Genomic DNA, 18,616 nt, shown 5'->3' on the forward strand with positions numbered 1-18,616 from the left:
GCCACCGGAACCGGAACCGGAACGGACACTCCGGGCCCGGGCGCCATGGGTGTCACCGGCGCCGACGCGGAGGCCGGCACCGGCGTCCTCCCCTTCCCGCGCCCGGCCCCCGGCGCACCCGCCCCGGACGTCTCCGTGCCCACCCGGCCGACCGCCTCATGGGGCAGCCCCGCCGAGGCCCCCTACGACGACGAGGACGACGAGGACGACGAGGAGGGTCCGCGTCCGCCCGGCCGCCGCGTCCACCTCGCGGGGACGTGGGACGACGGGCCCGGTGCGGGGAGGCCCGTCTCCGCGGGCGGATCCGGCGAGGACGCGCTGCGCGCCGACTCCCGGCGGCCCGGCCCACAGGTCCCCGCGCCCAAGCAGCTCGCCCGTACCGCGCCGCCCCCGGACGGGCGGGCCGCCTCCCGGGTCTGGGAGGACGCCGTCGTGGGCGGCGGTGAACCCGCCGTCTACCGTGGCCCCGTCACCCCGCTCGCCGCCGAACGCGCCCGCCAGGCGCGGATCACCGTCGTCGGAGCCGTCACCGAGCGCTGGGCCCCGGAGCAGGCGGGCCCGGTCCACGACAACTGGCAGCTCGCGCCCCCGATCGGCCCCTCCACCGACCTGTGGGCGCTCGGCGCACTGCTCTACCGCGCGGTCCAGGGCCACGCCCCCTACCCCGAGGAGAACGCGGCCGAGCTGGTACAGATGGTGTGCGGCGAGCCGCCCGCCTTCGCGGAGGAGTGCGGTCCGCTGCGGCCCGTCGTCGAGTCGTTGCTGCGCCAGGACCCCACGGAGCGGCCGGACTTCGAGGAGCTGCGCGGCTGGCTGCGCTCGCTGGTGCGCTCCGCGCCCGAGCCGGAGGCGGGCGCCGACGTCGTGACGCTGCCCGCGTCCGACGCCGGGCGGCTCCCCGTCGTACGCCGCAGGGGCGAGCTGGTCCGCCGGCGCCGGGGCCGTTTCGGCGGCGGCGCCGCGCACGGCAGACACCGCCAGGGGAAGCGCCGGCAGCCGCCGAAACAACATGGCGGCGGCGAACAGCGGGACTCGCTGCTGCCGCCCGACCGGTCCGCGCGCATGCCCGTGGAGGCCTGGGAAGAAGAGCGCCCGGCCCGTGCGCCGCGTGCGCCCAAGGGCCCCCGGGTGCTGCGGGAACCGCCGCGCCGGGGCGAGGGATCGTCATCCCCGCGCAGTCTGGGCCGGCTGCTGCTCGTCCTCATCCTGCTGCTGATGGCCGCCGCCGTCGCGTACGCGGTGCTGTTCCTGCCGAAGCAGGATCCGGGCAAGGACGGCGGAGCACCGGTCTCGCCCACCGGCTCCGCCGCACCGCCTGCCGCCTCCGGGGGGCCCGAGCCGTCCGCCTCGCCGGACGGGTCCGCCGACCCCGGGTCCCAGAAGCCGCAGACCAGCCGGTCCGCCGTCGCGCTCGCACCCGGCTACGCACTCCGCAAGGACGCGGAGGGCTTCGAGGTCGGCGTACCGAAGGACTGGCAGCGCAGCCCCGCCAACGCCGACCGTCAGATCCGCTACGGCAGCGACGGGTTCACCCTGCTGGTGGTGCCCGGCCGGGACACGGTGAAGGCGGGCGGCAGCGATCCGCTGGACTACCAGCGGGACAAGGAACCCGAGCTCCAGCCGTTCCGGGACTCCAGCTGGTCTTCCTCGTCCGGGCTGCGCCGGGTCGACGTCGGCCGGCAGGCGATGGCCGAGGGGCAGTTCACCTGGCAGGAGAGCGGTGGGCGCGAGGTGTTCGTCCGCAATCTCGCCATGATCGTGGACGGCAGGTACCACGTCATCCAGGTCATCGGGCCCGAGAACGACCGGGACAAGGTCACCGAGATCTACGAGCAGGCCATCGCCTCGTACCGGGTCGACGCCTGACCCTCCGTCCCCCGGTCACCGGCTGATCGCACGTCATCGTGATCGCCGGGCAAGGGGCGTTGTGCGATGTGGACAACCATCACAGTGCGGTCTCGTGGGCGATCCCCGGTTCCGCCTTCCCGCTCCCCCTCCGTAACCTGGCAAGCCGAGGAACGGGGCGGGGACATCACGTGGATCGATCACAGGGCACGGACGTGGGACTGGTGCTGGCGGGGCGCTACCGGCTGGGCGACGTCCTCGGCCGGGGCGGCATGGGCAAGGTCTGGCGCGCCCACGACGAAGTGCTGCACCGCACGGTCGCCGTCAAGGAGTTGACCGCCGGGCTGTACGTCGCCGAGGCCGACCGGCTCGTCCTGCACGCCAGGACGCAGAAGGAGGCGCGGGCGGCCGCGCGCATCACCCATCCCGGCGTCGTCACCGTCCACGACGTGATCGAGTACGACAACCGGCCCTGGATCGTCATGCAGTACGTCGACGGGCCCTCGCTCGCCGACGCCGCCAAGGAGAGCGGCGAGGTCGCCCCGCGCGAGGCGGCCCGCATCGGGCTGCACGTGCTGAGCGCCCTGCGCGCCGCGCACGCGGCCGGGGTGCTGCACCGCGACGTCAAGCCCGGCAACGTCCTGCTGGCGCGCGACGGGCAGGTGCTCCTGACCGACTTCGGGATCGCCGCGATCGAGGGCGACTCCACCATCACCCGGACCGGCGAACTGGTCGGCTCCATCGACTACCTGGCCCCGGAACGGGTACGCGGCGGCGACCCGGGACCGGCCTCCGACCTCTGGTCGCTGGGCGCGACGCTGCACACGGCGGTCGAGGGGACCTCCCCGTTCCGTCGCACGTCCCCGATCTCCACCATGCAGGCCGTCGTCACCGAGGAGCCGCCCGCCCCGGTCAACGCCGGTCCGCTCGGAGCCGTGATCACCGCGCTGCTCCGCAAGGACCCGGCCGACCGGCCCACGGCCGCCGAGACCGAGCAGATGCTGCTGGACGCCGTGGAGGGCCGCGAACCCCGTGCCGCCCAGGCGCATGTGCCGACCCAGCGCTTTCCCGAGGACGCCCGGTACGCCTACCGGGACGCGAGCGGCCCCGGCGGCCCGGACAGCTCCCACGGCTCCGACGGCGCCACCGCCCGGCTGCCCGGAGCGGTCCCCGCCACGACTCCGCAGCCCGCCCCCGGCCCGGACGTCACGGCCCCCGTCACCGGCCCCGCCTCCGCCCCGGTGACCCGGCGAGGCGGATCCAGGTGGCGCACGGTGCTCGTCGCGGTCGTCGCCGCCGCCGTCCTCGGGGGCGCGGCCGGGCTGTTCGCGATGAAGTACGGGGACGGCTCGGACACCCCGGGCGGCGGTGCGGCCGGGGCCAGTACGCCGTCCGCGACGCCGACCACCCCGGGCCCCACCGCCCCCGCGCAGGGGATACCGGACACACCCGACGGCTGGCACCGGGTCGACGACCCGGCCGGATTCAGCCTGGTCGTGCCGAAGGACTGGACGCGGCAGTACGAGGACGGCCAGATCGACTACACGCCGGACGGCGGGGCCCACCGGATCCGCATCAGCATCGACCCGGACCCGGACTTCGGCCATCCGTATCTGCACATGGAGAACATGGAGGAGCAGCTCTCCGAGCGGCTGCCGGGTTACCAGCGGATCGGGATGGAGAAGAAGACCTTCCGTGACCGGCCGGGAGCCCTCTGGGAGTTCACCTGGAACGAGACCAAGGACCATCCGGGGCCCCGGCGCGGGATCGACCAGATGTACTACGGCGGTTCCGGTGGCCCCGAGTACGCGCTGTATCTGACCGCCCCGCAGCAGGGCTGGGAGGCCAGCCGCGAGAAGTTCGACATCATGCTGCGCAGTTGGAGCGCCCCGAAACCCCAGCGGTGAGCGTGCTGCCCGGCGAGCGCCCGATGCTCCGGCCGGGTCGCCGAACGGTCATGGCTCCGCATCCGGGCACCACCCCGGGTGGTGCCCGGCCCGGCGCGTGAACTCGGCACCGGCGACCGGGTCGTCCTCACCGACTTCGGGATCGCGGCGGTCGAGGGCGAGGAGCGGCTCACCGAGACCGGCGCGTTCGTCGGCTCGCCCGAGTACATCTCGCCGGAGCGGGTCCTCGGACAGCGCCCCGGACCGGAGTCGGACCTGTGGTCGTTGGGCGTCGTGCTGTACGCGGCGGTCGAGGGGATGTCCCCGTACCGCCGCTCGCACACCCCGGCCACCCTCCGGGCCGTGCGGGAAATTCACGGTTTCTGAGCGTCGTGCGCCGACCGCCGTCGGGCGGTCGACTGCATAGCCACTGATCAGCGGTTATGCCGCCAGCGATCACTGGCTCGTTCGAGGAGGGTGTGGGGCAGGGGTGGCGGGTCCTGTGAAAAACCGTTACCCACGGGTACCCAAAGGCTCCGGCTGGACATACTCTCGGCCCCATGACGGACTCGCAGGCCCCTGATGCCCCTCTCGGTACGAACCCCGTGGCGGTCGCCCCCGCCGGGGTGCGCACGGCCGCCGACGTGGTCACCCCCGAGGTGATCGCCCAGCTGACCCGTGGCGTCGTCGGTTCGGGCCGTACGGCCAACCACACCCCCTTCACCGGGGAGAAGCTGGCCGACCTGCCCGAGTCCACCCCCGAGGACGTCGCCACCGCCTTCGACCGGGCCCGCGCCGCCCAGCCCGTCTGGGCCGCCGTCCCCGTACGGCAGCGGGCCGCCGTCCTGCTGCGCTTCCACGACCTCGTCCTGAGCCGCCAGTCCGAGGTCCTCGACCTCATCCAGCTGGAGACCGGCAAGGCCCGCCTGCACGCCCACGAGGAGGTGCAGGCCGTCGCCGTCGCCGCCCGTCACTACGGGCGCAAGGCCGCCTCCTACCTCAAGCCCCGCCGCCACACCGGCGTCGTCCCGGTCCTCACCAAGGTCACCGAACTGCGCCAGCCGCGTGGTGTCGTCGGCCAGATCGCCCCCTGGAACTACCCGCTCGAACTCTCCGTGGGCGACGCCCTGCCCGCGTTCGTCTCCGGCAACGCCGTCGTGATGAAGCCCGACACGGAGACCGCGCTCACCGCCCTGTGGGCCCGCGACCTGCTCATCGAGGCGGGACTGCCCGCCGAGGTCTTCCAGGTCGTCCTCGGTGAGGGCCCCGTCGTCGGACCCGAGGTCGTCGGCCGTGCCGACTACGTCTCCTTCACCGGCTCCACCCGCACCGGCCGCGAGGTCGCCGTCGGCGCCGCGTCCCGGCTGGTCGGCGTCTCCCTGGAACTCGGCGGCAAGAACGCCATGCTGGTCCTGAAGGACGCCGACGTCGAGAAGGCCGCCGCCGGCGCCGTCCGCGCCTGCTTCTCCTCCGCCGGACAGCTCTGCATCTCCATCGAGCGGCTGTACGTCCACGAGTCCGTCGCCGACGACTTCGTTCAGCGCTTCGCCACCCGGACGAAGGCCATGCGGCTCGGCAACGCCCTCGCGTACGGGGCCGACATGGGCTCCCTCGTCGGTGAACGCCAGCTGGAGACCGTCACCCAGCACGTCGACGAGGCAGTCGAGAAGGGCGCGAAGCTCGTCGCCGGCGGCGTCGCCCGCCCCGACATCGGCCCGCTGTTCTACGAGCCGACCATCCTCGACGGGGTGGCGGACCCGATGGCCGTCTGCACCGAGGAGACCTTCGGCCCGGTCGTCTCCCTCTACCGCTTCAGCGACGAGGACGAGGTGATCGCGCTCGCCAACGCCACCCCGTACGGCCTCAACTCCAGCGTCTGGACCACCGACTCCCGGCGAGGCCACCAGGTCGCCGCCCGGCTGCGCAGCGGCACCGTCAACATCAACGAGGGGTACGCCCCCGCCTACGGCAGCGTCCAGTCCCCGATGGGCGGCATGAAGGAGTCCGGTCTCGGCCGGCGGCACGGCTCCGAGGGCATCCTCAAGTACACCGAGGCCCAGACCGTCGCCCAGCAGCGGCTGATCCCGCTCGCGCCCGCCTTCGGGATGGACGACGAGAAGTACGCCGCGTTCATGACCCGCAGCCTCAAGGCGATGAAGGCGTTCCGGCTGCGCTGAGCGCCCCGGAGGCCGTAGCGCCTTCCGTCCTTTTCGTACCGATTCCGTTCCGAGGAGTGCCATGCCCCAGGACAGCCCTGCCCAGAAACAGGCCGTGAGCCCTGCGCCGGCGAGCCCTGTGCCGGCCGAGGACGACGCCACGTACGACTACGACGTCCTGGTCGTCGGCTCGGGCTTCGGGGGCGCGGTGTCGGCACTCCGGCTCACCGAGAAGGGCTACCGCGTCGGCATCCTGGAAGCGGGCCGCCGCTTCACGCCCGGCACACTCCCCAAGACCTCCTGGGATCTGAAGAACTACCTGTGGGCCCCCGCCCTCGGCCTCTTCGGCATCCAGCGCGTCCACCTCCTCGGCAACGTCATGGTGCTCGCCGGGGCCGGGGTCGGCGGCGGCTCGCTCAACTACGCCAATACGCTGTACGTGCCGCCCGCCCCGTTCTTCGAGGACCGTCAGTGGGCCTCGATCACCGACTGGCAGGACGAGCTCAAGCCGTACTACGACCAGGCCCGCCGCATGCTCGGCGTCCGCCTCAACCCGACGATGACCCCCTCCGACATCCACCTCAAGTCCGCCGCCGAGGCCATGGGCGTCGGCGACACCTTCCATCTGGCCCCGGTCGGCGTCTTCTTCGGCGACGGCAAGGACGCCGACGGCACCGCGAGGACGAAACCCGGCGGCACCGTCCCCGACCCGTACTTCGGTGGCGCGGGCCCCGCCCGCAAGGCCTGCACCGAGTGCGGCGAGTGCATGACGGGCTGCCGCCACGGCGCGAAGAACACCCTCAACGAGAACTACCTCCACCTCGCCGAGAAGGCCGGAGCGGTCATCCACCCGATGACCTCCGTCGTCGGGATCACCGACGACCCCGAGGGCGGCTACCGGGTCCTCACCGTCCCCACCGACCGCCGCCGCAAGGCGAAGCCCACGAAGCTGCGCGCCCGCAAGGTCGTCGTCGCGGCGGGCACGTACGGCACCCAGACGCTGCTGCACACGATGAAGGACCGGGGGCTGCTGCCCCGGCTCTCTGCGAGGCTCGGCGAGCTGACCCGTACCAACTCCGAGGCGCTGGTGGGCTCCCAGACCAGCGACCGCCGCTACCGCAAGAAGCACGGCATCGCGAAGGCCGACTTCTCGCAGGGCGTCGCGATCACCTCCTCGATCCACCCGGACGACAACACCCATATCGAGCCCGTCCGCTACGGCAAGGGCTCCAACGCCATGGGCGCGATGTCGATACTCCAGGTCCCCTACGGGGCCCACCGGGTGCGAGGCTGGCTCACCTCCATGGTCAAGCACCCCGCCCTCGCCGCCCGTTCGCTCTCCAACCACCATTGGTCCGAGCGCACCATCATCGGCCTGGTCATGCAGTCGCTGGACAACTCCCTCACCACCTTCCGCAAACCGGGCGGCATCGGCAAGGGCCTGCTCACCGCCCGCCAGGGCCACGGCGCGCCCAACCCGACCCAGATCCCGGAGGCCACCCGCAGTGCCAGCCTCCTCGCCGAGGAGATCAACGGCTTCGCCGGGTCCAACGTCGGCGAGCTGATGGGCACCCCCCTCACCGCCCACTTCCTCGGCGGCTGCCCGATCGGCGTGAGCGCGGAGGAAGGCGTCATCGACCCGTACCACCGCCTCTACGGCCACCCCGGCATCAGCGTCGTCGACGGCTCCGCGGTCTCCGCCAACCTCGGTGTCAACCCCTCGCTGACCATCACCGCACAGGCCGAGCGGGCGATGTCCTTCTGGCCCAACAAGGGCGAGGCGGACCCGCGCCCGGAGCAGGACGCGGCCTACGAGCGGCTCACCCCCGTCGAGCCGCTCGCGCCCGCCGTGCCGAAGGAGGCGTTCGGCGCGCTGAAGCTGCCGTTCCTGGGCGTCCCCGTGGTGCCGCCGAAGGGGACGGCGGAGGCCGGCGCGGACGTGCAGGGCACGTGAAGGGCGTGGGGAACACACCCGTGCCCAATCCGTGATCATCGGGAGGGCAACTGTTCGGGGAGCTGCGCGGTCGAACCGGTACTGCCTCACAGCAGTCATACAGCTTCTGCCGAGTCCCAGAGGTCCCCGATGACACACATCTCCCCGAGAACCGCGCTGCGCCGCGCAGCGGGTTCTCTCACCGCCGCGGGCCTGCTGGCCGCGGCCTCGCTCGCCGGGGCGGCCGCTCCGGCGAGCGCCGCCGACGCTGCGGTGTTCACCCTCGGCGGCCCTGCCGAGACCGCACTGCACCCGTACCCGGAGAGCGGCGAGCCGCAGCACTCCACGGTCGGGATCTCCGTCAACAACCCGTCCCAGGATGACGAGGACGGCGGATACGGAGGCCAGTTCACCCTCACCTTCGACCTCAGCGGCATCGACGGTGTCGCCGACGTGGCGTTCGACGGCGAGTCGGGCAGCGCGGACTGCGAGATCACCGGCACGAAGGCGGTCTGCGAGGACTGGGGCATCTGGCCCGGCCGCCAGGATGTCGCCGATCTCCTGGTCACTGCCGCCGAGGGCAGCGAGGACGGGGAAACAGGCACGATCAAGGTGACCGGCGAGGCGGAGGGCGTGACCTTCACCCCGTTCACCACCCGGCTCACGGTCGGCGGCCCCGACCTGGTCATGGAGCAGCTCCCCTTCGACCAGGAGCTGAACCCGGGCGACAAGCAGCAGGCTCCGATCACCTTCATGAACCGGGGCAGCCGGGACGCCGACGGCGTCCTGCTCACCCTCCTGTACTCCCGCGGTCTCGACATTCCGCAGCGCTACACCAACTGCGAGTACACCGTGGCCGACCCGGACGTCCCGGGCATCGGCTTCACGACGGCCCTCTGCTCGGTCGAGGGCTCCTTCGAGGCGGGCGAGACGTACACCCTGGCGACCCCGCTGACCATCGAGGCCACCACCCGCGCCTTCTACGACACCTTCGTCTACCGCGTCCACGAGGACGGCGCCGCCCAGCGCGCCGCCCAGCGCGCGGGCGCCACCTTCGAGCGCGGTGACGGCTCGGTGCTGAAGGCGGTTCCGGTGAAGAAGAAGAGCGCGGTGGCCAGGGGCGCGGACCTGGATCCGACCGACAACCAGCAGGAGGCCGACTTCCGTACGAAGAACACGGCCGACTTCGTGGCGTACGGCGACGAGGCATCCGGAGCCGCCGGGACCACGGTGAAGGCCGACATCGGCTTCCGCAACGAGGGCCCCGCCTGGATCGGCTACATCCGCTCCGGCGAGGAGGTCGCCACCGTCGACTTCACCGTCCCGCAGGGCGCGTCGGTCACCGCGAAGCCCGACCGCTGCCGTGCGGTGACCGCCGAAGGGAAGTACCGCGAGGACCAGAAGAGCCCCGCGCCGCGTTACGTCTGCGACACCTCGATGACCGTGCGGGACGGCGCGGGCCTCGACCTGCCCTTCGAGCTGCGGATCGACAAGGCCCTGATCGGCGCGAGCGGCGAGGTGACCGTCCGCAACACCTGGCTGCAGAATCCGGCGCTGCCGTTCGACCCGAAGCCCGCCAACAACACCGCGTTCCTGGTCCTGAACGGTGAGGGCGAAGGCGCCGACTCCGGCGGCACGACGGGCGGCTCCGACGGCGGCTCCGGCGAACCGTCCACCTCGCCGACCCCGGTCCCGGAGGAGAGCCCGTCCGGCACCTCCGGATCCTCGGCGTCCAGCACGTCCGGCGGAGGCTCGGCGGGTACGACCGGGGGCTCCGGTGGCGGGGGCGGCCTCGCCTCGACGGGATCGATCGCCCTGATCGCCTCGGGCACGGCGGCCGCGGCGCTGGCGGCGGGCCTGCTGCTGTTCACGGCGGCACGGCGGCGGGCCGCCGCGCCGCGGGTCTGACCGACGGCGGAGGGGGAACAGGGCCTCCGCCCGGAACGTTCCGATGCGGCCGACCCGGGCGTCCCCGGGATCGGCCGCATATGGGGTGACCGGGCTGCTGTCCCCTGCGGACCGGTCACATACGCCAGGTCGTGGTCCCACGACGTACCTGCGGTACGTCACACTTCCCGGCGGAGCCACGCGTGGTTTCCTGCCGATGCCGCCCCTGGCTGGCACGGACATCAGGATCAACGAAGGCAGCGCGCTCCCGGTCACGCGCCGTACGGGTGAGGCGGGGGCCGAACGCATATACGGCCGGTGTGCCGCAGGCGGAGAACCGTTCCGTCCGCAGGCCGCGCACCAGGTCTCACACCCGGCCGCGGCACAGCTCCAGGAGCGTCATCGCCAGCGCGGTGCCCGGCTTGCCCAGCGCGTCCCTGTAGTGACCGAGCACGGCCGTCTCCCGGGAGAGGCTGACCCGGCGGCCGCCCGAGGTGATCCGGACCTCCTGGATCACCGCCGAGACGGCCATCCGTTCCTGGACGAGGCCGATGATCCGGTCGTCGAGGGCATCGATGCGCTCCCGGGCGCCGCCGATCAGGGCGGCGGCCTCGTCGGTGCGGGCGCCGGTCCGCTCGGCGGGGGTGACGGTGGTAGCGGCGTCGCTGCTCATGGTGGTGACTCCTGGTGGGGTGGCGGCCCCCCGGGGCAACGGGCCCGGACACACGAGGCGCCCCGGGCCTGATGGCCCGGGGCGCCTGGAACGTTGCTTGTCAGTAGCTCAAGCAGCACGACCATGGCAGCCGACGGGCCGGATGCCATAGGTAAAGACGAAGATCGTGTGCTGACGCATGCGGACAGTATGGCCCCGGCCCGGCGGCCCCCACAAAACGGGGCCCGGATCCTGAGACGCGACGCGCACCGATCATGAGGCGCCGGCCCCGGCCCCCGGCCCGGCGGAGGGTTCGCGCCCGGCCGGTAGAATCGGAAGAACCGACCCCCTTCACCACCGCCGGAAGGCCGCCCCCGTGCCAGCAGCACCCCCCGCCGCCCCTGACGCCACGGCCGACGTGGTCCTCGTTGTCGACTTCGGCGCGCAGTACGCCCAGCTCATCGCCCGCCGTGTCCGTGAGGCCCGGGTCTACAGCGAGATCGTCCCGTGCACCATGCCGGTGGCGGAGATGCTGGCGAAGAACCCGCGCGCGATCATCCTGTCCGGCGGCCCCTCGTCGGTGTACGCGGAGGATGCGCCGTCCCTGGACCGCGCGCTCTTCGAGGCCGGGGTCCCCGTCTTCGGCATGTGCTACGGCTTCCAGCTGATGGCCACCACGCTCGGCGGCACGGTCGACGACAACGGGGCCCGTGAGTACGGCCGTACCCCGCTGCACGTCACCAAGGCGGGATCGACGCTCTTCGAGGGCACGCCCACCGAGCAGCCGGTGTGGATGTCGCACGGCGACGCCTGCTCGGCGGCGCCCGAGGGCTTCACCGTCACCGCGTCCACCGACGTCGTGCCGGTCGCCGCCTTCGAGAACGACGAGAAGAAGCTCTACGGGGTCCAGTACCACCCGGAGGTCATGCACTCGACCCACGGCCAGCAGGTCCTGGAGCACTTCCTCTACCGCGGCGCGGGCATCGAGCCGAACTGGACCACCACCAACGTGGTCGAGGAGCAGGTCGCCCTCATCCGCGAGCAGGTCGGCACCAAGCGCGCCATCTGCGGCCTCTCCGGCGGCGTGGACTCCGCGGTCGCCGCGGCCCTCGTCCAGAAGGCCATCGGCTCCCAGCTGACCTGCGTCTACGTCGACCACGGGCTGATGCGCAAGGGCGAGACCGAGCAGGTCGAGAAGGACTTCGTCGCCGCGACCGGCGCGAAGCTGAAGGTGGTCGACGCCGAGAAGCGCTTCCTCGACGCGCTGGCCGGGGTCTCCGACCCCGAGCAGAAGCGGAAGATCATCGGCCGCGAGTTCATCCGCGTCTTCGAGCAGGCCCAGCTGGAGATCCTCCAGGAGGACGGACCCGAGGTCGCCTTCCTCGTCCAGGGCACGCTCTACCCGGACGTCGTCGAGTCCGGCGGCGGCACCGGCACCGCCAACATCAAGTCCCACCACAACGTCGGCGGTCTCCCCGACGACATCGAGTTCCAGCTCGTCGAGCCGCTGCGCCAGCTGTTCAAGGACGAGGTCCGCATGGTCGGCCAGGAGCTGGGCCTCCCCGAGGAGATCGTCCAGCGCCAGCCGTTCCCCGGCCCCGGCCTCGGCATCCGCATCGTCGGCGAGGTCACCAAGGACCGCCTGGACCTGCTCCGCGAGGCCGACGCCATCGCCCGCGAGGAGCTGACGGCGGCCGGCCTGGACCGCGACATCTGGCAGTGCCCGGTGGTCCTCCTCGCCGACGTCCGCTCGGTCGGCGTCCAGGGCGACGGCCGTACCTACGGCCACCCGATCGTGCTGCGCCCGGTCTCCTCCGAGGACGCCATGACGGCCGACTGGTCGCGCCTGCCGTACGAGACGCTGGCGAAGATCTCCACCCGCATCACCAACGAGGTCGCCGACGTCAACCGGGTCGTCCTCGACGTGACGAGCAAGCCGCCGGGGACCATCGAGTGGGAGTGACCTCCCGGGGTCCTCGGGTCCCTTGAGGTCAACGCCGATGCCGTCGCTCATTCGTTTGGGCGGCGGCATTGTCGTATCGGCTGGGTACGCTGAGTGAAGAGACGAGACTTCGGCGTATGGGAGTAATGATGAGCGCCGCACCCGAGCCCAGGCTTGAGCAGCAGCAGCCGTACCGGTGGCCCGTTCCGCCGGAGGGCGGCTGGACGGCGGACGACCTCGACCGGATTCCGGGCCTCCCGCCCCACACCGAGCTGATCGACGCGAGTCTCGTCTTCATGAGTCCGCAGCGGAAGTTCCACACGCGAGCCATGTGGTTGCTGGAAACTGCGCTTCTCGCGCACGTCCCCGCGGATCTTGACGTCGACCGGGAAATGACCATCAGGCTGGACCGCAGAAACCGTCCGGAGCCCGACCTGCTGGTCTATCGGGCCGAGGCGGACACCGGTGCCGACCAGACCTGGTACGCGCCGGAGGACGTCGTCCTGGCCGTCGAGGTCGTGTCACCCGACTCCGAGGACCGTGACCGGGGCGTGAAGCCGCGCAAGTACGCCGAGGCCGGGGTCAAGCACTTCTGGCGGGTCGAGCAGGGCGCCGACGACCTGCCCGTCGTCTACGTCTACGAGCTCGACCCGGCGACGGACACGTATACGCCCACCGGAATCCACCGCAAGAAGATGAACCTCGACGTTCCGTTCTCGATCGACGTGGATCTCAGCGAGATCTACCGGCGGGGCCGCCCGTAATCCACTGGCACGGCCCCCACTCCGCCTGCCAGGCTCCTCCACCATGTCCGCCGAAGAAGTCCGCGCCATCGTGTCCGCCGCCGGTAACGACCGCCTCACCTGGAACACCCCGCTCTCCGAGGAACACGCGGCCCGGCTGATCGCCGCCTGCGACCCCGCTCCCGGATCGTCGATCTCGGCTCCGGCTGGGGCGAGCTGCTGATGCGGCTCGTGGAATCCGCGCCCGGGGCCACCGGGGACGGCGTCGAGACCGATCCGGCCGCCGTGGCGCGGGCGGAGGCTCGCCGGGGAGCGGGGGCTCGCCGACCGGGTGCGGTTCCACGAGGTGCCCGCCGCCGCATGGGCCGAGGGCGGCTACGACCTCGCCGTCTCCATCGGCTCCTCGCACGCCTGGCCCGGCACCACCTCCGAAGCGCTCACCGCCCTCGCCGCCACCGTGCGCCCCGGCGGGCGGGTCCTGTTCGGCGAGGGGATCTGGCTGAAGGAACCGACCCCGGCCGCGCTGGAGGGCGTCGGGCCCGGGCCCGGGGACTTCGGCTCGCTGCTGGAGCTGATCCGGCTGGCGGAGTCCGTCGGGCTGCGCGCGTTCCAGGTCACCGTCGCCGACGAGCGCGAATGGGACCTCTTCGAGTCGGAGGGGCCGATCGGACGCGGGCAGCGCTGGGCGCTTCAGCACCCGGACCATCCGCTGCACGCCGAGGTGATGTCCGAGGTCGACGCCCGCCGCACCGGCTACTACGGCGGCTACCGCTCGTATCTCACCCTCGCCTATCTGGTGCTCAGCACCTGACCTGCGCCCGGGGGGACGTCCCGCCTCTGGTCACTTGACCCACCCGGCGGTAGCTTCCGGTCCCGTACGCCCTGGGAACCCGAGGAGCCGCCATGTCCGAGCCGGCCGCCGTGCCCGCCCCCGCCCCGATCCCCGTCGACCAGCTCCGGTTCGCGATGCCGCCCGTGCACGCCTCGCCGGACGAGGAACGCGCGTACCGCACGGAGCGGCTGGCGGGCGCGCTGCGGCTGTTCGGGCAGCTCGGGTACGAGGACGGGGTATCCGGACACATCAGCGCCCGCGACCCCGAGCTGGCGGACTGCTTCTGGGTCAACCCGTTCGGCGCGCCGTTCGCCGACATCGCCCCGCAGGACCTGATCCTCGTCAACGGCGACGGCCGGGTCGTCCGGGGCCGCTCCCACGTCAACCAGGCCGCGTTCGCCGTGCACGCGGCGGTGCACCGGGCCCGGCCGGACACCGTGGCCGTCGCCCACACCCACTCCGTGCACGGGCGGGCGCTCGCCGCGCTCGGGGAGCCGATCGAGCCGATCACCCAGGAATCCTGTGCCTTCTACGAGGACCACGCGCTCTACGACACCTACTCCGGGGTCGTCGTGGACGAGGAGGAGGGCCGGCGGATCGCCGCCGCGCTCGGGCCGCACAAGGCGGTGATCCTGCGCAACCACGGGCTGCTGACCGTCGGCGGCTCGGTGGACGCGGCGGCCTGGTGGTTCCTCACGATGGAGCGCGCCTGCCAGGTGCAGCTGCTGGCGCGGGCCGCGGGGAAGCCCGTGCTCATCTCGCACCGGGACGCCGTCACCACCCGCGATCACCTCGGCGGCGACCTGGTGGCCTGGATCAACTACCAGCCGCTGTGGCAGCGGATCGCTCGAACGTTCTGACGACAGCCGCCCCCGGTCCGCCCCGATGCGTGGGCCGGTCGCCCAGTACGGCACAATTCGCTGATATCGCAAGTGAGTTGGCTGTACCGGGGTGGGAAAGGGTGTAATCCTCCGTGGCGTTGGACGAAACCAGGACGAGCGGCACGCACGGGGGCGGCTGTACCTGCGGCGACTGCCCGCACGGAGCCCGTCGCGGACACCGGGACGCGGTCGCCGCGTTCCTGGCCAAACGCGACGAACTGGCGGCCGGCAACGGGCTGCCCGCCGGGGTCGCCCAGTCCCCGTCCGCTTCCCGGCAGTGGGTCTCCGACGAACTGACCGGGTCCGCCCGCACCGTCGCGGAACGGGCCCGGGAGGCCGGTGACGCCTGGCTCCACCAGGTCTGGCGAGGCACGCTGTTCGCCGTCTGGGGTGCGGCCGGGGCGCTGCTCGTCGGCGCGAGTCTCACCGCGATCGGGGCCGGCTGGTCCACCGCCCGTACCGCCGGGCTGATCGCCGCCCTCCTCACGGCCGGGCTGCTCACCGCCGCCGCCCGGCTCCACCGCGCCCGGGGCGGTCTCCTCGCCCCGCTGATCGGGGAGGACAACCGGCTCTCCACCTCCCGGACGGTCGCCGCCGGCTGGGTGCTCCTCGCCGTCTTCGCCGTCCTCGTCCTCGCGCTGCAACTGGCCGGAGCCTCCGACTCGGACGACCGGGACGCGCTGATCGAAGGGCTCGACCTCGTGCGCTCCGCCGGGGTCGTGGCCGTGCTGGCGCTGGTGTGCGCGGTCGCCGTCGTCGTGCGCCGCGTGGTGACCGTACGGGTGCTGGGCCAGCGGCTCCAGAAGCTGCGCGCGGACCGGCCGCGCGCAGCCGATCTGCTCACCGACGACTCGGGGCGCGGCTCCTTCACCGATGTGCAGTACGTGCTGGTCAGCGCCGTCGCCGTACTGTTCGCGGCGGTCCGCCTGGCCCGCCGCCCCGAGCAGCTGCCCGACCTGCCGTGGGGGCTCGCGCTGCTGGTGGCGGTCTCGGCGGCGACCTACTTCGCCGGGAAGTACGCGGAGGGCGGCCGCCCGGTGGTGTCGTCCGTGGTGCGCGCCCGGGAGGCCGGGGACCTGGATGCCCCGATCCGGACCGGCGACGACATCGAGATCCGGGGTGCGGGCTTCGTACCGCCCGGCGCGGGCAGCCCCGACCGGCTGGCCCGGCTCGTCGTACGGATCGGCACGGTCCATGTCCACGTCCCCCTAATCCCGGTCGCCGGGGGCTTCGCCAACCCGACCGACACCGTTCTCACCGTGCCTGTCCCGGTCGAGGTGGAGCCGGGGACCGTGGACGTCCAGGTCGTCACCGCCGCCGGGGTGGAGACCAACCGCTGCCCGATCGACGTCACGGACTGACCGGCACCGGAACCCGAGCGAATTTCTGCCGCCGATCACGTCCCAGCCCTGGTGAGCAGGGTGCCGGAGGCGTACGTATGGTCGAGGTGACGGGTCTTCGGGAAGCGGGGCAGTGGTGATGAACGGTTACGGCGGCGGTTCGTACGGTCTGGGTGAGCACAGGACGCTGAGGGAGTGGGCGGGCATGTACGCCCTGCTGCCACTGCGGATCTTCCTCGGCGTCACGTTCGTCTACGCGGGCCTCGACAAGCTCACGGACAGCGCGTTCCTGTCCGCGACGGGCACCGGGTCCATCGGCGAGATGATGCGCGGGGTACGCGACTCCTCCGCGGTCCCCGCCCTCGTCGACCTGGCGCTCAAGAGCCCCGAGGGATTCGGTCACGCCATCGCGATCGGCGAACTCCTCGTCGGCCTCGGCACCCTCGTCGGCCTCTGGGCCCGGCTCGCGGCGCTCGGGGGCGCGCTGATCTCGCTGAGCCTCTGGCTGACCGTGAGCTGGCAGGCCACCCCGTACTACTACGGCAACGATTTGCCGTACATGTTCTGCTGGGTGCCGCTCGTGCTGGCCGGCGCGCCTTACTGGTCACTGGACGCCCTGATCGGGGGCCGACGGCGTGGACAGGGTCGGACGGGGTCCTGGCGACGGTAGAGCCCCGGAGTCCTGGAAGCGAGCCGGCAGGGACGAGTACCGAGTGAGCCGACACCGGCACAACAAGGGGTGAGAACATGTCGGAAGCCTTGATGGACCCGGCTGCCGCAGGAGGTTCCGTACGGTGACACAGCGGCCTGACGGCATCGACCCCGCGGTCGGGCGAAGTACCGGCGCGCACTTCGAGATCCGGGGCGGCACCTTCTTCTCCCCGGTGATTCTCGGCGACAACGTCGTCCTGCGTCTCCCGCGCGAGATCACCCCGGCGATGAGCGGTCTGCCGCCCGCACGAAAGAGTCGTCGCATACGCCCGCGCCACCGTTCGCTTCCGGTCCACAGGGGACCGGGATCGTCAGAAGACGGCACTGGCCTACCTGTGGCTGGCCAGGACCGCGACCGGGACGGCCGGGTGGCGTGGCTGGCTGGGGTGGCTCCGGCTGCGGCTCTTCCCCGGTACGGCACAGAAGGATCCGGCTCGAGCGGAAAGCCTTCGGCACCGCACGGTCTTCGACCGGCGCACCGTCGGACGGGCGCTACTCATGGCGGCGCTCCTCTCGGCGGCACACGTACAGGCGGTGCCCGACGCGCAGCTCGGGGCTCGTACGGCGACCGTACTGCTGTGCCTGGCGCTACTGAGCGTGCCCAACGCCGTCGCGCGCCGGACGTCCCGTCGCCGGCAGGCTTCCGGTCCGGAGCTGAACGGTGACTGATGCCGGTGCGCGTTCAGCCGCTGCCCATTCGGTCAGCAGTCGGCGGACCGGACGTTCGGTGCCGGCCGTGGTCCTGCGGACCTCGCGTCCGCCGGGCCGGACCCGCAGGGCCACGAACCGCGAGGACACGCGCCGGTACCGCCGCGGCCACGGCCGGATCGGGCCGGGACGCACACGACAGCAGTACGCGAGTGATCCGCACTACCCGATGGCGTGACTGCCGCCGGTGCTCGCGGGCGCCACCGTGTTCTCCGCCGACGCCTTCCTCGCCTCGCGCCGCCGCCGGACCAGGTAGGCCGCCCAGGTCACCGTCGCGGCCAGCCACAGCCCGCCGAGGAACAACGGCAGGAAGAACGTCCACGGGACCTCCCAGGCCCCGGCCGCGTCGGCCGCGTACCCGCCGGCCAGGCCCAGCATCGCCAGGCCCGCCACCGCGCGGCCGGGCCGGAATTCATGACGAAGCACGGGTGACCTCCACCTGTCCGATGCCGACTTCCAGGTCCAGTTCGATCGTTCCGGCGGGCTTCGTGCCCGCCGGCGGCGGCAGCGTCCGCAGCCTCGCCTCGTCGCTGTTGATCCGCACCTGGACCCGCTGCCCCTCCTCCAGCCGGATCTCCCCGAGCCCCGCCTCGGCACGCACCTTCACCGTCACGTCCTTCGGCACGACGACGGCCGCCCGCCCCGCCGCCACTCCGAGCCCCGTGCGCACGGTCTCGCCCTTGGGCACCTTCAGCCCGGACAGGTCCAGCCGGGCATCGCCCGTACTCAGCTCGTAGTGCGGCTGGACGGCGGCCACCGAGGCGGGCCGCCACTCCTGGCGGGCCCACGAGGTGTCGATGTCCTTCGGCAGCACCGCCGCACCCGCCAGCAGGCCCGCCGTGACCATCGCCATCAGGACCGTGCCGAAGCCGGTCCGCCCCAGCACCGAAGCGATCAGCAGACCGAGCCCGAACACCGTGAGGGCGGCGACCAGACCGATCTGGAGGGCGGTCCCCAGCGGCTGCTGCTCCCAGCTCAGCCCGGTGCCCACACCGCCCGCCACCAGCGCCGTCAGGAAGACCAGGCCGCCGATGGAGCGCGGGCCGCGCGGAGCGGGCGACGGCTGCGGCGTCCGGAACGGGGCGTCCGGGCTGGGCCGC

General features: G+C 72.5%; 12 protein-coding genes and 4 pseudogenes. 13 read left to right on the plus strand and 3 right to left on the minus strand.

The features are described 5' to 3' along the window. From B9S58_RS02090 to B9S58_RS02115, 6 genes and pseudogenes are all read left to right on the plus strand, one after another. A pseudogene (locus B9S58_RS02090) lies at positions 1–1,866 on the plus strand (serine/threonine protein kinase); the annotation flags it as partial. Between the two features lie 170 nt (positions 1,867–2,036). Then, positions 2,037–3,752 (plus strand): serine/threonine-protein kinase, encoded by a 1,716-nt coding sequence (locus B9S58_RS02095; protein ID WP_103530446.1) that lies wholly within the window; start codon positions 2,037–2,039, stop codon positions 3,750–3,752. A gap of 102 nt (positions 3,753–3,854) precedes the next feature. Continuing rightward, positions 3,855–4,097: pseudogene (locus B9S58_RS02100) on the plus strand (protein kinase); the annotation flags it as partial. A gap of 194 nt (positions 4,098–4,291) precedes the next feature. Further along, on the plus strand, positions 4,292–5,908 hold the full coding sequence (locus B9S58_RS02105) for a succinic semialdehyde dehydrogenase (RefSeq protein ID WP_103530447.1): 1,617 nt from the start codon (positions 4,292–4,294) through the stop codon (positions 5,906–5,908). A gap of 61 nt (positions 5,909–5,969) precedes the next feature. Further along, positions 5,970–7,841 carry a GMC family oxidoreductase N-terminal domain-containing protein gene (locus tag B9S58_RS02110; protein ID WP_103530448.1) on the plus strand — a complete coding sequence of 624 codons (1,872 nt, stop codon included), beginning with the start codon at positions 5,970–5,972 and terminating at the stop codon, positions 7,839–7,841. Between the two features lie 129 nt (positions 7,842–7,970). Next, positions 7,971–9,728, plus strand: coding sequence for a peptidase (locus B9S58_RS02115; protein WP_103530449.1), 1,758 nt, complete (start codon positions 7,971–7,973; stop codon positions 9,726–9,728). A 346-nt stretch (positions 9,729–10,074) separates the two neighbouring features. Here the strand turns inward: B9S58_RS02115 and B9S58_RS02120 are convergent, their stop codons facing one another. Continuing rightward, positions 10,075–10,380 carry a chorismate mutase gene (locus tag B9S58_RS02120; RefSeq protein WP_103530450.1) on the minus strand — a complete coding sequence of 102 codons (306 nt, stop codon included), beginning with the start codon at positions 10,378–10,380 and terminating at the stop codon, positions 10,075–10,077. Between the two features lie 355 nt (positions 10,381–10,735). Between B9S58_RS02120 and guaA the strand changes: the two genes are divergently transcribed. The 7 genes and pseudogenes from guaA (at position 10,736) to B9S58_RS37740 (ending at position 17,477) form a co-directional block, all read left to right on the plus strand. Next, the gene (gene guaA / locus B9S58_RS02125) at positions 10,736–12,322 is read left to right on the plus strand and encodes a glutamine-hydrolyzing GMP synthase (RefSeq protein ID WP_103530451.1); all 1,587 of its coding nucleotides are present in this window, start codon (positions 10,736–10,738) and stop codon (positions 12,320–12,322) included. A gap of 128 nt (positions 12,323–12,450) precedes the next feature. Beyond that, entirely contained in the window at positions 12,451–13,065 is a 615-nt protein-coding gene (locus tag B9S58_RS02130) for a Uma2 family endonuclease (RefSeq protein WP_103530454.1), read from the plus strand. A gap of 43 nt (positions 13,066–13,108) precedes the next feature. Then, positions 13,109–13,855, plus strand: a pseudogene (locus B9S58_RS02135) (SAM-dependent methyltransferase). A gap of 92 nt (positions 13,856–13,947) precedes the next feature. Next, positions 13,948–14,736 carry a class II aldolase/adducin family protein gene (locus tag B9S58_RS02140; RefSeq protein ID WP_103530452.1) on the plus strand — a complete coding sequence of 263 codons (789 nt, stop codon included), beginning with the start codon at positions 13,948–13,950 and terminating at the stop codon, positions 14,734–14,736. Positions 14,737–14,849: 113 nt separating this feature from the next. Beyond that, on the plus strand, positions 14,850–16,118 hold the full coding sequence (locus B9S58_RS02145; RefSeq protein WP_103530453.1) for a hypothetical protein: 1,269 nt from the start codon (positions 14,850–14,852) through the stop codon (positions 16,116–16,118). 118 nt (positions 16,119–16,236) lie between these two features. After that, complete coding sequence (locus tag B9S58_RS02150; protein WP_103530455.1) at positions 16,237–16,767, plus strand: DoxX family protein; 531 nt, start codon at positions 16,237–16,239, stop codon at positions 16,765–16,767. 539 nt (positions 16,768–17,306) lie between these two features. Beyond that, on the plus strand, positions 17,307–17,477 hold the full coding sequence (locus B9S58_RS37740) for a hypothetical protein (protein ID WP_181009150.1): 171 nt from the start codon (positions 17,307–17,309) through the stop codon (positions 17,475–17,477). A 201-nt stretch (positions 17,478–17,678) separates the two neighbouring features. Here B9S58_RS37740 and B9S58_RS37745 read toward each other — a convergent pair whose 3' ends face one another. Both B9S58_RS37745 and B9S58_RS02155 read right to left on the minus strand, forming a co-directional pair. Continuing rightward, positions 17,679–17,942 (minus strand): hypothetical protein, encoded by a 264-nt coding sequence (locus B9S58_RS37745; protein WP_181009151.1) that lies wholly within the window; start codon positions 17,940–17,942, stop codon positions 17,679–17,681. Next, a pseudogene (locus tag B9S58_RS02155) lies at positions 17,929–18,616 on the minus strand (LiaF domain-containing protein); the annotation flags it as partial. The gene B9S58_RS37745 and the pseudogene B9S58_RS02155, both read right to left, overlap by 14 nt.

It is taken from the genome of Streptomyces sp. SM11 (assembly GCF_002910905.1).
Classification (GTDB): domain Bacteria; phylum Actinomycetota; class Actinomycetes; order Streptomycetales; family Streptomycetaceae; genus Streptomyces.

Bases quoted from the DNA above. Each gene is read 5' to 3' on its own strand.
- B9S58_RS02150 (WP_103530455.1), top strand. From the start codon at position 16,237: ATGAACGGTTACGGCGGCGGTTCGTACGGTCTGGGTGAGCACAGGACG.
- B9S58_RS02105 (WP_103530447.1), top strand. From the start codon at position 4,292: ATGACGGACTCGCAGGCCCCTGATGCCCCTCTCGGTACGAACCCCGTG.
- B9S58_RS37740 (WP_181009150.1), top strand. From the start codon at position 17,307: ATGGCGGCGCTCCTCTCGGCGGCACACGTACAGGCGGTGCCCGACGCG.
- B9S58_RS02130 (WP_103530454.1), top strand. From the start codon at position 12,451: ATGAGCGCCGCACCCGAGCCCAGGCTTGAGCAGCAGCAGCCGTACCGG.
- B9S58_RS02140 (WP_103530452.1), top strand. From the start codon at position 13,948: ATGTCCGAGCCGGCCGCCGTGCCCGCCCCCGCCCCGATCCCCGTCGAC.
- B9S58_RS02115 (WP_103530449.1), top strand. From the start codon at position 7,971: ATGACACACATCTCCCCGAGAACCGCGCTGCGCCGCGCAGCGGGTTCT.
- B9S58_RS02120 (WP_103530450.1), bottom strand. From the start codon at position 10,380: ATGAGCAGCGACGCCGCTACCACCGTCACCCCCGCCGAGCGGACCGGC.
- B9S58_RS02110 (WP_103530448.1), top strand. From the start codon at position 5,970: ATGCCCCAGGACAGCCCTGCCCAGAAACAGGCCGTGAGCCCTGCGCCG.